Genomic DNA, 15,360 nt, shown 5'->3' on the forward strand with positions numbered 1-15,360 from the left:
GACTTAGACTTCAGAAACATAAACAAGAAAAAAGGCCGTTCCCGTATCGCTTCGGGAGCGGCCTTTTGTAGCTTCTTGACACCTTGTACGATCAGACCAGCAAGCCGCCCTTATCTCTATATTTCAAGATTCCCTCGGCCGCGCGGTAGGCCAGCGCCCCAACTGTATTCGTAGGGTTGTAACCGGCATTTTGCGGGAATGAGCTCGCGCCTACGACAAAAACGTTATGAGCATCCCACATTTGACTATAGGTATTAACCGCTGACGTGGCTGGGTCAGAACCCATTATAACGCCTCCGGTGTTATGCGTGGATTGGTAGGTCGTGATTTCGTAGGGACCAAGCTTCTTTAAATAATCGACCTTGTCCGCGCCCATTTCCTTCACAATATTCATGCACTGCTCTGCCAAATATTTCGCCATCTCGCGATCCTGCTCCTCGAAATCGAAAGTGATACGGATCAGCGGATCACCGAAGGCATCCTTGTAGGTTGTATCCAAATCGAGAAAATGATGCTTGAACGACATAGAGGCGCCCTGTGTCCCTACAGCTAGAGATCTGTTCGCGTAATGCACCGACTTCGCCTTGAAATCCGCGCCCCAGGCGGCAGTGCCAGAGGGAGTAGGATTGTTCTGAATAGGGCGAGCGCCACTCTGAGTTAACGCGATAACGCCGCCATGGATAAATTTTAGATTGGAGTGGTCGAAGTTGTCGCCGTTGTAGTCATCGATAGAAACACCAAGTGAACCCGCGCCAGCATAAGTATTGAATTGCTGATCCTCGAAGAAGCCAATCGCGTTGCCCTTTGAGACCTGATAAGCGTAGTTCTTGCCGATGACACCAGTTCCTGACGAAGATTCGTAAGGCTTGCCTAGATTCGACATAAGCAGCAGACGGACATTGTTGAATACGTAGCTTGTCATAACGACGATATCCGCAGGCTGAATAATTTCCTCACCAGTCGTTACGTCCGTATACATGACACCGGTCGCTTTGCCGCCCTTATGTAGAATCCGACGAACGTTGGAATGGGTGCGGATCTCGAACTTCCCTGTTTTATTCGCGACTGGAATAACGGTGACTACGGGATCGGCTTTGGCTCCGTATTCGCAGCCAAAGCGCTCGCAATATCCACAATACTGGCATGCGCCGCGGGAGATTCCGTCGGGATTCGTGTAATTTTCCGATAGGTTGGCAGATGGCATCATAAATGGGTTCAGCTTCAGACGTGTGGTCGCGTCGCTGAACAGCTGCATAGCAGGCGACTTTTTCATTGGGGGAGTCGGATAAGGCTTGCTTCTTTTGCCTCCTAGCGGATTGACCTCTCCTGAAATGCCGGCCATTATCTCGAACTTGTCGTAATAGGGATCGAGCTCGTCGTAAGTAATTCCCCAATCCTGAATCGTCATATCAGCCGGGATTTTGTTCTTTCCATATTTCTCGATCGTCTTGCTGCGGATTTCGAAATCATAAGGCAAGAAACGATAAGTCTGCCCATTCCAGTGAACGCCGGCCCCGCCAAGCCCATCACCAATTAGAAATGAGCCGTATTGCCGCATCGGCAGCGCGCGAATTTTTTCAGTACTTCGGAATGTGATCGTTTCTTTGGACAAGTCCTGCATCATTTCGAAGCGCAGCGCATAACGCAGCTCATCATGCACCATGTAATAATCCTCGGTCTTCCGCTCTTTGCCTCGCTCTAATCCGACGACATTTAATCCGCTCTTCGTCAGCTCGGCGGCAATGATGCCCCCGGCCCAGCCAACTCCTACAATGACTACATCGGTTTTCGGTAATGTTTTGGCCATATTATCCAATATCCTCCGCTTCGCTAGTGAGTTACCAAATGGTCCTGCAGACTGTTCGGTGCGATTTCTTTGAAATCCTTGTCGATGCTGTCTGTATAGCTCATCTGATTACCCGGATACTTGCGCATTCGCCACCCGTTCATATCAAGATTCCCGCCATAAAGCGGGTCGCTGTACGCACCTTCAAGCGTGCTGCTGCGCAGCATTCTGAAGAAACCGCTCGCGGATATTGTCGTCAGCTTCACAGTGTCCGTATCGAAAGCCTTAAGAACCTCATCCTGCTGCTCAACGGTTAATTCCGTGAAGCGCTTCTGGTATTGCGTCATGCCGTAATTTTGCATTTCACGCAGACCTATATCAAAAATTTCCCGACGTTTCAGACGGCCTTGGTAGCCTTGTTCCTTTTCACCAGCAAAGAACGGAGGCGTCATGTAGTCACGCCCGTTAAACCCCCAATCCCCAGCCAGCTGATGATCGATGAAAAAAGCGACTCCCAGCGATTTAGCGCCGGGACCATTTTCATCCTCGGGAAAGATTCTCTCAGTAGCGCTCTCGACGATGCTAAACTGCTCTTGGGTAAAGAACATAAGCGCGCGGTTGTAGTTTTTGGGTTCAGCCTTCTGATTTTTATCAGGTGCTGTGGTCTCCGTTTTCTTCGTTGGTTTTCTGTTGATTAAGGAGCCGAGCGCTCCGCCTACGACGATACCGCCCAGCGCGTAGCCCGTATTGACTAGAAATTTGCGTCGGGAGTTGCTGTTGATCGTCTCATTGCCCTTGTCTTTCTGTTTGTCACTTTGATCCAAATGCTGCACCTCCTAGAAAGTTGTATCGATCCCCTTTATTATTTTCCAAGAAGTCATGAATATTCATTTCATGGATAGGGTCATGCTAATATCAGGCTATTCATTTTATGGAGGAGGATAATTAGATGACTATTACCAGTAAACTGCTCGTATTTGCAGTAGCGTCAATTGCTTTGACCGGCTGTGCCAATGGGACGCCAACCAACATGCAGTCGCAAACTGTTCCCAAACAACATGCGAAAATGATCCACGATCCGTCTGTCATTCCAAATGAAGCGGGGCCGAAGCTGTATACGACAAATGAACATGGCAATACCACTTATGGAAAGGGTACTAGCGTCTATAGTACGATTGGCAGTTCTGGTCTGCACTCGAACGGCTTCTCAGCACATCTTGAATCCAGGCTTAGCACACTTGGCATTTCTGACGTTCGCGTATTCGTATTCGATGATACGGTCGTGCTTGCTGCGGAGAAGCGAGAGGCTTCCGCTTCGCAATACGATGAAATACAGAAGAAGCTGCTTACCCCAATGGAAGATCTATCGGGCAAAGAGAACTCGTCGAAGGCTGGCCACAGCGGAATGAAAAGCGCCGGCACGGGCGAGCATGACAATTTATCAATGGCAGCGAGCCAGATTAAGACGCTCATAGGCGGGGACGTTAAAGTAATGACAGTTACGGGGAAAAGAGCGGTGAAAGCAATCGAACAGATTCGGGCGGACGCGCTGGCTAAGGATATATCCCCAGACAAAATAGCCAGCGGTATCCGTGTACTGTTAAAGCTAGTGAAGGAAGATCGAAGTAATAGATAAAGGTGATCTAGGCTTTGTCATGCTAAGTAAACCAAATATCACGAAAACGAACCCAGCCCAGCGATTCGAGTGATATGCCGCGAATAGATGGATGAAACGCCGTTTTCAGATGCTTTTGGTAAAGGAACAGTAAGCTATGTCTATCCTTGAGTTTCGTCTCGATTTGCATGAATAAGCTTGCTCTATGCTTAACAGAAGGCTCCGATAAAATAAGTGAAATGCTGTGTTCAAGCGTTTCATGCATATCTGGAAGCGTATGCTGCTGCATGCTCCTGAATAAATCAATGAGCCGAAGCTCCCGGTGCTCGTCCAGCATGACGGCGAAGAGCAGCAAGTCAGCGGTCATGCGGGCTGCACCTTTAAATTGTTCAGCGGCTATGAGCTTAATTTCCAGTGAAATTCCCGCTTTAACGCATATCTCTTGAATGATCCTTGCATCTGTCTCGTACTGAGGGATCGTTGCTATTATTAGTTTCTCGCCGCGATAGCCTGAATCATCAAGCTGTTGCTGTATTGAACGGTAATTAGTTTGGATAGGAACAGCATGAAGGCTGCAGTCATCCGGCTGCGGCCAAAAGCTGTCTGCTTCCGTAATCGCATCCCCTGACAGTTTATCTAGAAGCTCACCTCGATTTATAGCAAAATCAATCGCCGCGCGAATCGCGGCATTTGTAAGCGGTCCATTCTTCAGCTCGTTGACAGTAATAAATTTACAGGTCATTCCGGACTGTCTCACCTGCTGCCATTGTTCAGCCGCCATATCCGAGAGCCGAACATTATGCATCACTTCGTACGGCTGCAGCGCTGTCGATTTATCCTTGCGGTCACTCTCCTTCATCGTCCAAACTTCTACCCGATCCAGAAATGCTCGACCTTGAAAATAAGGGGCAAAGGCTTCCAGTATCCAAATGCCCTGTTCATTGCCGGCCAGTCGAAAGGGCCCAGTACCAACAGGCTTGCTCCCGAACTGTCCGCCGGCAGCCTCGCAAGCATCCTGAGGAACAATTGACGCGCGATTAGACGTTAAGAAGGCTAGAAAAGTTTCATTTGGCTGGGCTAATCGAATTTGTATAGTCGTATCATCGGGCGTTTCCATAGATACGATGTCAGCATAGACCCAGCTGTACAGCCCAAACGGAGCAAGCTTCATAAGGCGCTGCAGGGAATACGATACGTCGGTGGACCGCATTTCGCGGCCATGATGAAATAGAACACCCTTACGCAAATAGAAGGTCCAAAGTGTCCGGGTATCATCAACATCCCAAGCGTGCGCAAGATGCGGTAACAGCTGCTCACCCTTCGCATCCATTCGCAATAACCCGTCATATAGCTGATTTACGAGATGCGATTCACCCGTATAATGAATCGTTGCCGGGTCTAAGGAGTGGATCGTTTGCGGAAGCGGGAATCTCAGCACATCCGTTCGCCGCTGGCCATCCACCTCTGAATGAAAACCGAATTGACTGGAAAGCCAGTCTTGAAATTGCTCGCGCAGCATAGGTGTATCATCAATTCCATTTAGAAGCTCAAGCGCCGAATGTATATCTTGTTTCTGTACCATCTCTTGCGCTTCCTGAAGAGCAATCGATTCTTTGCTCTCCAAAAAAGCCAGCAGAGAACGATTGCCCCGTCCTCGCTTAGGAGTCCAAGTTATCCAGTTTTCCTGCTGCATTCTCTTCAAGAGCAGCACCATATTGCGGTGCGTGCAATCCAGTATGGCTGCGAGCTCCTGTGTCGTCGTTTCGAAGGGAATGTCTTCTTGCAGCTCTGGGAAAGAGCGCCGCAGCGTCAAATAGTGCCGCCGTATTTTCATAGCTATATCTCCTAACCTTTAAAATATGAAATTAGGTAAAATTAACTTACACTTTTTGTTCTTGTTTTATAGGTTACAATAAAAGGAGGATATTAACAAATAAGGAGTGAACGCGATGAGAGATCCGGCACCTTGGAAAAAACGGTATGAAACGATACTGTTACTTGCCCTATTGTTTGGTTTAATCAGCCAATATTTATTTGTTGGAAGAGCAGCAGGCGTTTCAGTCATTGTATTTGTACTTGGATTCTATAGTCTGTTCTTTTATGCGGTTAAAGGAAGGATGGGCGGCTTTGAAAAGTGGCAGGGGCAATTCAGCTCAGGCTGGCTGCTTATGATTCCCATCGTGCTGCTGACATTGTCGTATGCTTTATTCGCCAATAGCTTCTTCCGTTCACTAAATATTGCAGCCCTTCTTGCACTCATCATAGCGCAAACGATGCTCGTAACACGATCTGGAGCACAGCCTTGGCATCGGGCTAGATTTTATAAGGATATGATTATACAGGGGATCGCGAAGCCGCTTTCTCATATAGCCGTTCCTTTTAGTTTAATTGGTGGGTTATTGAAGACGGACACTAATGAAAATAAAACGAATAGCCATATTCGTAAAATAGGGCTAGGACTATTACTTGCAGCACCGCTTCTAATTGTCGTAGTTGCTCTGCTCGCTTCTGCCGATCAGATTTTTCTTTCATGGCTGAATGAAATTCCAGAACTATTTCATCTGAACTCCATGGGAGACGGTATTTGGCGGATGATTGTTGCAGGGAGCATAGCTTTGTACACCTTTTGCTACATATGGGGGTTGCTGTTCCGCAAGCCTAAGGATGATTCGAATGGTTTAGAGCAGCCCGCTGTGCTCACTTATGTTGAAGGTATCGAGAAGAAACCGAAGGAGAGATTGGAGTTTGATCCCATTACAGCAGGCACGCTCCTGTTAAGTATTAATCTCGTTTACTTGCTGTTTGTAGCTATTCAGTTTTCTTACTTATTCGGCGCGGCCAATGGGATGCTGCCTGAAGGTGCGGCATACGCCGAGTACGCTCGAAGGGGGTTTGCAGAGCTAGTTATGGTTGCGCTTATTAATTTAGGCGTGCTGCTATGCGGCCTGTATTTGATTCGTCCAGCAGGTAAAACAGCGGAGCTAATCCGTAAGGTGCTGCTCAGCCTGCTGATTGGCTGCACCTCGGTCATGCTTATCTCCGCATACAGTAGGCTGTCTTTATACGAGGAAGCGTATGGATTTACGCAGACTCGTCTTTTGGTTCATGGGTTTATGCTATTTTTAGGTATACTGCTCGCTGTTGCTTTAGTTCGTATATGGAAGGAGCACTTTTCCTTAGCTAAAGTCTACATCTGTACAACAATCGCTGCTTACTTAATCATGAACTATGCTAACCTGGATGCCCGCATCGCAGCTAACAACATCGATCGATTCGAACGAACGGGAATTATCGATATTGCCTATTTACGCACATTATCCACGGACGCGGCGCCTGCGCTGTATAAGCTTTATGACAAGCATCCTGATTTGGAAGGATTAGAAGCTGTAATTAAACAGCAGAAATCTGCTGCTCTTAATGATAATAGCTGGCAATCCTGGAGTGTGTCTAAGCAAAGGGCGAAGTAACCGGTCGGGGGCTGTAATTAGATCCTTCAAAAGTGTAACGTTAAAAGGTGGACACCATCTCCGCCTATTGAATGGAAAAGGGGTTTATTATCGATGCGTTTAACGAAGAAGCGGTTGCCGTTGTATCTTATAATTGTCGTTTTTGCTAGCATTGCCTTTCTTTATTATCAAAATAACGCGATTGGCATTACTAGATTCAAGGTAAGCACGGATAAACTGCCTGTGGCCTCTGAATCTTATCGAATCGTTCAGTTGACCGATTTGCATAGCAAAGCGTTTGGCAAGGGGCAGCAGCGATTAGTTCGTAAAGTGAATAAGCTTAAGCCGGATCTCATCGTTGTAACCGGTGATTTAGTAGATAGCAAACGGTACAACGAAGAAGTAAGCATGACCCTTATGAGGGAAATGGTGAAACAGGCTCCCGTCTATTACGTAACAGGAAACCATGAGTATTATTCGGAACGCTTTGAAAGTTTAGAACAAAAGCTGGTGGCTGCAGGTGTTCACGTCATGCGTAATACGAGTGAGCTTCTTCAGATTGGTGCAGGTGATGAAAAAGGGACGATTCGAATCGCTGGCATTGACGATCCTACCTTTTATAAAGAGGCTGACGGCGATTTTGCAGCAGTGGATGAAGAGATAGCGATTGCGCTGGAGGGAAGTAATAATGAGGATACATTTACGCTGCTTCTATCGCATCGGCCGGAGCTATTCTCCATGTATCAGAAAAATAACATTGACCTGACTTTCTCAGGTCACGCACATGGCGGACAAGTGAGACTGCCTTTTGTTGGAGGTCTTATTGCACCAGGCCAAGGCTTATTTCCAAAGTACGATGGAGGCAAATATGCTGAAGATGGCTCAACAATGATTGTCAGCCGAGGACTTGGAAACAGTATCATTCCACAGCGATTGTTCAATCGTCCGGAAGTTGTTTTGGTTGAGCTGATAGCCGCTAAGTAAGTTGTAGCTTACAAAAAATCACGCCTGTTGATTAACCAATATAGGTATCTGAAAGCAGAAATGGTTACTCGGTGAGTAAATAGAACGATTGGTTACAACTATCTATTTGTCGAAAGGATATTGCTTTGTATGTGATTAATCATTGGGAGCTTGGAGGCCATATTCAATTAGTGTCACAATGTGAAACTAATTAGTATCTTTATGGAAATAGCGATGGTGTAATTTCAGAATATGCAACTAATCCATCAAAAAGAGGGCATAGATCGCGCTTTACCAGCAATTACGTTCATCCGTTGACACTAAATCGCCGTTTACCCTATTACAGCCTCATATAGTTTCAGAATTTGAAACTACGCGGCACACGGTAAACGGCTGGGCCTTTTTCTGGCGGCATAAGCTCATTTCACGGCGAAATATAGGAAGAGCACAAGCGTGAAACTTTTACTCTCCAATATTTATACAAACCGTTTTTGAGCTCCTTATTGCTTGTTATTGGTTTTCAGTATTAGGTTAATCAACAGGCTTACAAAAAAATAAACAAAAAGAGACCCACAGCAACGGGCTGCGGGTCTTAAGGTATTTATATATTAAAAAAGGGGGTCGAGTTCTATTATAGACCTAGTTCATTAAGGGTTGATGAAAGTTATGTTTCAAATTGATTACAATTAAGTGTAAGTATTTAGTAATTAAGATTGATTTTGTCTTTAAGAGGAGGCAAGCTCCTTGATCTTCTGCCATTCGTTTAAATGCTTCTCTAGGTTGTTGATGAGTGAGTTTACATTGTTCAAAAAGTTCTCTTGTTCACTCGGCTTAATACTTTGAAGAGATTGAAGAATGGCTGGCGATAGCGGACTATGCTCAGGAAGGGCGGCGATTAGCTGCTGCAGCTTCAGTTCAACAGGTAACACCTCTATTACGAAAGCATTGGCTGTCTCCGATTTGGAAGCTGTCCCAGGCTTGGCAGTTGACTCAGACTTATCAACTTTTATCGGCGCAGCCTTTGGTTCAGGTGGCTTCGCTCGCTCCGCTTTGTTCTGCTCATGGGTAGACCAGGTTTCCAGAAGTCCGCTGCCTGTCTTGAAGAGAAGCTTGTCCTTAGTGCTGTCTGAGATCGTCTTATCTTTGAAGAGCTTGGCAATCTTCTTCACGTCACTAACCGGCATCTCGTCTCTCGCAATGATGAGCGCGAGTGAATCGCGGTGCTCTAGCGGGAGGTCCTTCAAAGGCAGCAGCTGATCTTCCGTCAGCTTATCCTTCTTAATTTCTGTACCGCTAACGATTAGCTTCTTCACCGAATTGGCGAATTTCAAAAGCTCGCATTTGTTCTTGATGTAGGATTCTGGCTTGCCTAGCTTTCCTGAAAGGTACTTGGTTGAGCTTCGGAATTTCGGATCGTTAAGCAGCTTGTTGAACGCTTCCGCTTCCTCAATTGGGGAGAACCCCTCGCGAGTTAAATTCTCCGCTATTTGCTCCAAGTAAATTTCCATTTCATCCGTTACGGTAGATACGATGCAAGGAATAGTTGGCCGTCCAAGCATTTTACTAGCTTTGTAGCGGCGATTTCCATAAATGATTTTATAACGACCGTTTGTCGTCGTTCTCACCTTGATCGGAGAGAGCAAGCCGATTTCATCGATGCTTTGCATCAATTCCTGAAGCGCCTCTTCGTCAAATTGGTATCTGGGCTGGTCCGTATCTTCATCAATTAAATCTGTTATTATTTCGACAATGTCCATCTGATTTCTCCTATCGTTCGATTAGCTAGCCTGTTTAAGCGTCCGATGGGGACTTATCTATTATATATCACAGATGAAAATGAGCCAATGATTACGCGATTTAATAGACTACAAATACACAGAATTGTATGTTAGTATCTATCTCATGATTAAATTTCCAATTAGGAGATGAGTTCGCATATGCATGAGGAAGAAGATATTTTACAACTTGTTAGAGACGATGCATGGATGATGGACATTTTGAAAGCTGCTAAATTATTGGATCTTCCTGATTGGTGGATATGCGCAGGCTTTATACGCTCGAAAATATGGGATACCCTGCATAGGTATAAGGAACGAACGCCCCTAGACGATGTTGATGTTGTTTATTATGATCCTGCTCATTTGAATGAGTCAGAAGAACAAAGATATGAACAAATGCTAGAAAGCGTGCTGCCAGGTATTCCGTGGTCTGTAAAAAACCAGGCTAGAATGCATCTTGTAAACCATACTCCTCCCTACTCATCCTCCGTGGATGCAATATCCAAATTCCCCGAAACAGCAACAGCATTAGGCGTTTCTTTAGATGAGGAGAATAACCTTATTTTAACGGCACCATGCGGCATAGACGATGTGCTCAAGCTAGAGGTAAGGCCTACTGCTTATGTTTTACAAAATGAAGAGTGCGCCAGAGCCTACAGAAGACGATTAACTCAAAAAAACTTTAAAAGCAAATGGCCAATGATAAAGATTGAGACCATCTGAACTGCGTTCCTCCAATACAAATCTTTTAGCAATTTAGATAACGATAGAAGAGGATGAAATGTATGAATCTTAGATTAGTTTTATCATCCATTATGATTATAGTGATTACCTTCTTGGCATCAAGCTGCAGTAATATCTTTACTATAAAAGAAAAAAATAGAGCACAACCTGATAAAACGAGTTCAATATCTATCGTAATTAACAGCCTAGGAGCAACATTTCCCGCTGGACTTGATGAGAATTCTAATCCCTATTTAGACTATATCGAGAAAAACACAGGACTTACGGTGAAGGTTAATCTTCCTCCAAATGAAGTGTATGAGGATAAGCTGAATGTTTTTATGTCCTCCGGTAATGTACCCGATTTGCTGCATGCGTATGATGCTGTCTGGATAGACAAGTATATGAAACAGGATGCTTTAATGCCGCTTGATGATCTGCTTAATAAATTCGGGCCCGATCTGAAGGAGAAAATACCGGAATATGTATGGGACAGAGTACGTTATAACGGGAAAATATATGCCATTCCGAGTTTGAATGAGGTTATGGGTGTAGAGTTGATGTATGCACGCAAAGATTGGTTAGACCGTTTAGGCCTAAAGCCGCCTGTCACACTTGACGAGTATTATGAGGTGATTAAAGCATTCACGCTTAATGATCCTGACGGAAATGGGATCGATGATACATACGGACTCATTTTGACAGAAAACATGGGGAGATCGGCTCCTTTTTTCGGTGCATATGGTGTTCAACTGGATAGTTGGCTTGAAAAGGACGGAGAGCTTGTAAACGGCGGTGTTATGCCGGGGACGAAGGAAGCGCTTTCGTATTTGGCGAAGCTCTACAATGAGAAGCTTCTAGATCCCGAGTTTCCTTTGAATCGGTTGAATAACTTGAATGAGAAAATAGCCAATGGAAAGGTTGGTCTATTCTCGGCTGCCTGGTATGATACCCGTGGTCCAATTGCGGACAACAAAAAGAAGGATCCGAATGCGGAATGGATTGCGCTAGAGTATCCGACGGGACCGGATGGCCAGAAGGGCGTGTATGACAGAGATGTTATTCGCGGTTACAACATTATTCCAAGAGGCGCAGTTAATCCGGAAGGCGTTATTCGTTTTTTAAATTTCATCGTAGGAGAGGGCTATAAAAGTTTGAAGCTTGGCTTCGAGAATGAAATATGGAGCATGCAGGATGGGGTCATGGTGACAAACTTTGAAGAGCATGATAAGCATGTGTACAGAGGAATTTATCAGTCACTTGTGGACGTAGAGGATGCAGAGCTATCCAAAGAGCGATTAGATTCGTTGGGTGACTATAATCTTTACAATAACTTGCAAAAGATTAACGATAATTTAATAAAAAATAAATTTTATGGTTCACCTACTCCGGCGATGATTACGTACAAGGAGATTCTGCAGACCCAGCAGGACATGTTTATTAAAATCGTCATGGGCATTGAGCCGATTGATAGCTTTGACCAATACGTAGAGAAATGGAAGCATGAGGGCGGAGATGAAATGACGAGAGAGGTAAACGAGTGGTTTAAGAAGCAGGACAGTGTCGAGGTGCGAAAGCAATGATAGCTTTGGTACGCTTGCTGCGTGACAGATTTTCGCGGAAAATTCAATTCCGGCTAACTCTCTATTTTTTGTTTATATTGCTTCCACTTGTTCTAGTAAGTTTGTATGCAATCGAGAAATCTAGAAGCATTATTTATGAACAGGCTGTTGATCGAACGGAAGTGGCCTTGTCGTCGGCAATGGACTATATTGATCTGACCCTGCAAAACGTTGAAGAAATATCAACTCTACTTGCTACGGATCCCGGATTCATAAGTTTATTAAACAATAACGGTTCTGACTTATCGCCAAAAGCTATTATGGAATTCTCTGGAATGCTAAAGCAGTTGTCCAATGTAAATTCGGTCAATCATATTGTCTCACAAATTTCTTTGTACCATGTGCCCTCCCGCATGATTATTTCAACTGGATTTGGAGGGAGAAGACTCTCTTCACAACTTCAGCATGAATGGATGGTCAATACGGCACGAAATAACGGTACAGGAATACGCTATATATTGGCGGATGAGGCTATTAAGGGTGCAGGTTCGTTCGGCGATATCGTTGCTTCGGACAGCATATCTTTGCTGCGATCGATGGATTTGTACAATGTGGACAGGAAGCCTAATTTGCTCATTATCACGTTGAATAAAAGCAAGCTTATTGGTGTGATGAAGACGCTCATATCTTCCAAAGGGGCCAATGTTTTTTTGCAAAATGACAGCGGCAGAACGGTAGTTGGTACAGGGAGTACGGACGAAAATGCTGGTCTTCCTGTTATTTCAGATAAAGAAATGACGGTATCGATAGATTCCAAATATTCAAACTGGCGGCTTACACTGATACAACCAAAGGAAGACCTGTTCAAGGAAACCAACCAGCTGCGAATATTCACCTTTATCATTATCGGCATCAGTGTACTTCTTGCCCTAGGTATTTCTTGGGTTGTCTATAGCGGCATAGCGTCTCCTGTACATAAGCTTTCACGGGGTATGAAGCAGCTTGGAATCGGGAAATTAAATTTTCAATTGACTAATAACAGGAAGGACGAGTTTGGATATCTTATTGATGCATTCAACCAAATGGTCATGTACCAGAAGCATCTGATTGAAGACCATTATGAGCAGCAGCTGCGTATGACGAAGACGGAGCTGAAGTTTTTGCAATCGCAAATTAATCCGCACTTTCTGTATAACACACTAGATTCCATCTACTGGAGCGCGAAAAATTATGAAGCGGATGAAATTAGCGAGATGGTCATGAATTTATCAAGATTTTTCCGATTGAGTCTAAACAAAGGGCAAGAGGTATTCACGATTGAGGAGAGTATCGCCCATCTCCATTACTACATCCGAATTCAACAAATTCGTTTTCTTGAAAATTTTACAGTGGACTATCAATTACAAGAAGAGACAACTCATATTCCTATTCTTAAACTACTGTTACAGCCTTTGGTAGAAAATGCGATTATTCATGGGATGGAAGGAAGGGAATACGGAGGCAAGCTGCTTATCTCAAGCTGGATCGAGGATTCTCGAGAGGTGAGAATAAAGGTTAGTGATAATGGCTCAGGAATGGACAATGATCGACTTCTCTATATTCAACATGAGCTAGATCGGTTCAGCAAGCGAAATCACCAGCTATTATCCAAGGAAGAAGAGAGTATAAAAGATTTATTCGGACTTCGTAATGTCATTACGAGAATGAAGCTGTATTATGGGCCGGAAGCTGAGCTTGTGATAGACAGCAGCAAAGGTGAAGGTACAAGTGTCACGATCGTTCTGCCGCTCGAAAGATGCAGAGAGGATCTCAGTTTCAAGACATCTAATTTTAATGTTCAGGAAGAAGGGGAGCAGCTCATATGAATTTGTTGATTGTGGAGGACGAACCTCGCCTGAGAAATGCTTTAGCCTATAACATTCCTTGGGAAGAGCATGGCATCGAGGTAGTGGGTCTAGTCTCTAACGGGATAGAAGCTTTACGAGTAATTGAACACAAGAAGCCTGATATTATGCTTATTGATGTTCAGATGCCGGAGATGGACGGTATAACTCTCGTTCGCAAAATTCGAGAGAATGAGACCGCGAGCAGCTTTATGAAAATGATTATATTGAGCGGTCATGATAATTTTAAGTTTGCTCAGGACGCGATGGAGCAGGGCGTGTCCAAATATATGCTGAAGCCTGCGGGCGATCAGGAAATATTGGAGGCGGTGCTGGAGGCAGCCCACCAGCTTCGCAAGGAGCTGGAGCATTGGCAAAGCCAAGCAGCACTGCAGCAGAAATGGCAGGAGCATCTGCCTCATCTGCAAAATAGCTTTTTTCAGCATTGGGTGAAAGGGGATTTTGCCGATTGGGAAGTGCTGCAGAAAAGCAAAGATTTATTTATCGATCTGGATAGCGATAAGCAGGTTGCTGTAGCTGTTGTCGATATGGATCCGCTTCCGGAAGGGGATACACGGTTCGGGCCTAACGATATGGGGCTGTTGAATTTTTCTATGAATTGCATAGCGAAGGAGCTGCTGGATCATCCTTCCTGCTGGGTGTGCATCGATTCGCAGGGGTATACGCTTCTTGTATTTCTGCTCGATCCTGGGCTAGAGACGGAAGAGCATAAGAGTAATACGATGCTACGAATTAATGCTGCTGTCGTCAAGCTGCTCTCCCATACGAAGGAAGTGCTTAAGCTGACGGCAAGCGCTGGAATTTGCTCGGGCGTTGGAGGAATTGGCGATGTAAGCATGCTTTACGCGCAAGCCTGCAGAGCGCTGCAGGAGCGGATGATGTATGGTCGTGATATTGCGATACCATACCGTGAGCAGGATAGGTTGGATCAAGGATTACAAGCTCAGCCGAATCTAGAAAAAACGTTGGAAATCGCTTTGGAAACCGCGGATGAGGAAAAGGCGATGGAAGCGCTGAATGGCTTGTGGGAAAGCAGCTTCAGTAAGGCGGAATCAGCCGGTGAGATTCATGAGGCAGTGCTTTACTTGAACAGCTTGTTGATTCGTATGATTCAGAGGCAGGGCTGGTTAGTTAAAAACGTAGTGGATAGTGACATTGCCTACTTTCAGAATATTAAGCTGTTAAGCACCAAGGAACAAACATGGTCTTGGCTTGCTCGCACAGTCAAAAATATCTCAGCATACATGCAAACACAAAGGAAAACGACAAGCAATCAGGTTGTTAAGTCCATCCTATCTATTTTGGACCAGGAGATCGATAAGGAAATAACGCTGCATATGGTTGCCGACCGGCTGTACGTAAATTCATCGTATTTGAGCAGGCTGTTTAAGCAAGAAATGAGCGTGTCGTTCTCGTCTTATGTATTGGAGAGGAAAATGGAGAGGGCTAAGCTGCTGCTTCAGGAAGGACGAAAGGTTTACGATGCGGCCAGTATGGTCGGGTATCGGGATGTCAGTTATTTTACCAAAGTGTTCCGTAAATATTGGGGTGTTAATCCCGGGGAATTTAAATCTTAATCTAAT

General features: G+C 45.0%; 11 protein-coding genes. 7 read left to right on the plus strand and 4 right to left on the minus strand.

From position 1 onward, the window contains the following. Positions 1 to 91: 91 nt before the first annotated feature. Together AC0YN7_RS12245 and AC0YN7_RS12250 are read right to left on the minus strand one after the other, a co-directional pair. Entirely contained in the window at positions 92 to 1,807 is a 1,716-nt protein-coding gene (locus AC0YN7_RS12245) for a GMC family oxidoreductase (protein ID WP_475810281.1), read from the minus strand. 23 nt (positions 1,808 to 1,830) lie between these two features. Then, positions 1,831 to 2,610, minus strand: a complete 780-nt coding sequence (locus AC0YN7_RS12250) for a gluconate 2-dehydrogenase subunit 3 family protein (RefSeq protein WP_475810282.1) — start codon at positions 2,608 to 2,610, stop codon at positions 1,831 to 1,833. Positions 2,611 to 2,735: 125 nt separating this feature from the next. Here AC0YN7_RS12250 and AC0YN7_RS12255 point away from each other — a divergent pair, with 125 nt between their 5' ends. Further along, entirely contained in the window at positions 2,736 to 3,422 is a 687-nt protein-coding gene (locus AC0YN7_RS12255) for a hypothetical protein (RefSeq protein WP_475810283.1), read from the plus strand. A gap of 22 nt (positions 3,423 to 3,444) precedes the next feature. Here AC0YN7_RS12255 and AC0YN7_RS12260 read toward each other — a convergent pair whose 3' ends face one another. Next, positions 3,445 to 5,235 carry an ABC transporter substrate-binding protein gene (locus tag AC0YN7_RS12260; RefSeq protein WP_475810284.1) on the minus strand — a complete coding sequence of 597 codons (1,791 nt, stop codon included), beginning with the start codon at positions 5,233 to 5,235 and terminating at the stop codon, positions 3,445 to 3,447. A gap of 115 nt (positions 5,236 to 5,350) precedes the next feature. On the opposite strand from AC0YN7_RS12260, the gene AC0YN7_RS12265 reads away from it, so the two are divergent. Both AC0YN7_RS12265 and AC0YN7_RS12270 read left to right on the plus strand, forming a co-directional pair. Continuing rightward, entirely contained in the window at positions 5,351 to 6,868 is a 1,518-nt protein-coding gene (locus AC0YN7_RS12265; RefSeq protein ID WP_475810285.1) for a DUF4153 domain-containing protein, read from the plus strand. Positions 6,869 to 6,961: 93 nt separating this feature from the next. Next, a complete protein-coding gene (locus AC0YN7_RS12270; RefSeq protein ID WP_475810286.1) occupies positions 6,962 to 7,831 on the plus strand; it encodes a metallophosphoesterase in 870 nt (289 codons plus the stop codon). 704 nt (positions 7,832 to 8,535) lie between these two features. Here AC0YN7_RS12270 and AC0YN7_RS12275 read toward each other — a convergent pair. Beyond that, entirely contained in the window at positions 8,536 to 9,567 is a 1,032-nt protein-coding gene (locus tag AC0YN7_RS12275; RefSeq protein WP_475810287.1) for a ParB/RepB/Spo0J family partition protein, read from the minus strand. 180 nt (positions 9,568 to 9,747) lie between these two features. On the opposite strand from AC0YN7_RS12275, the gene AC0YN7_RS12280 reads away from it, so the two are divergent. From AC0YN7_RS12280 to AC0YN7_RS12295, 4 genes are all read left to right on the plus strand, one after another. After that, the gene (locus tag AC0YN7_RS12280; RefSeq protein WP_475810288.1) at positions 9,748 to 10,311 is read left to right on the plus strand and encodes a nucleotidyltransferase family protein; all 564 of its coding nucleotides are present in this window, start codon (positions 9,748 to 9,750) and stop codon (positions 10,309 to 10,311) included. A gap of 62 nt (positions 10,312 to 10,373) precedes the next feature. Continuing rightward, on the plus strand, positions 10,374 to 11,894 hold the full coding sequence (locus AC0YN7_RS12285) for an extracellular solute-binding protein (RefSeq protein ID WP_475810289.1): 1,521 nt from the start codon (positions 10,374 to 10,376) through the stop codon (positions 11,892 to 11,894). Further along, positions 11,891 to 13,738, plus strand: coding sequence for a sensor histidine kinase (locus tag AC0YN7_RS12290; RefSeq protein WP_475810290.1), 1,848 nt, complete (start codon positions 11,891 to 11,893; stop codon positions 13,736 to 13,738). The genes AC0YN7_RS12285 and AC0YN7_RS12290 overlap by 4 nt, the downstream gene beginning before the upstream one ends. Next, positions 13,735 to 15,354 (plus strand): response regulator, encoded by a 1,620-nt coding sequence (locus tag AC0YN7_RS12295; RefSeq protein ID WP_475810291.1) that lies wholly within the window; start codon positions 13,735 to 13,737, stop codon positions 15,352 to 15,354. Before AC0YN7_RS12290 ends, AC0YN7_RS12295 begins: the two co-directional genes overlap by 4 nt. Positions 15,355 to 15,360 lie beyond the last annotated feature (6 nt).

Source organism: Paenibacillus sp. J31R122, assembly GCF_056269185.1.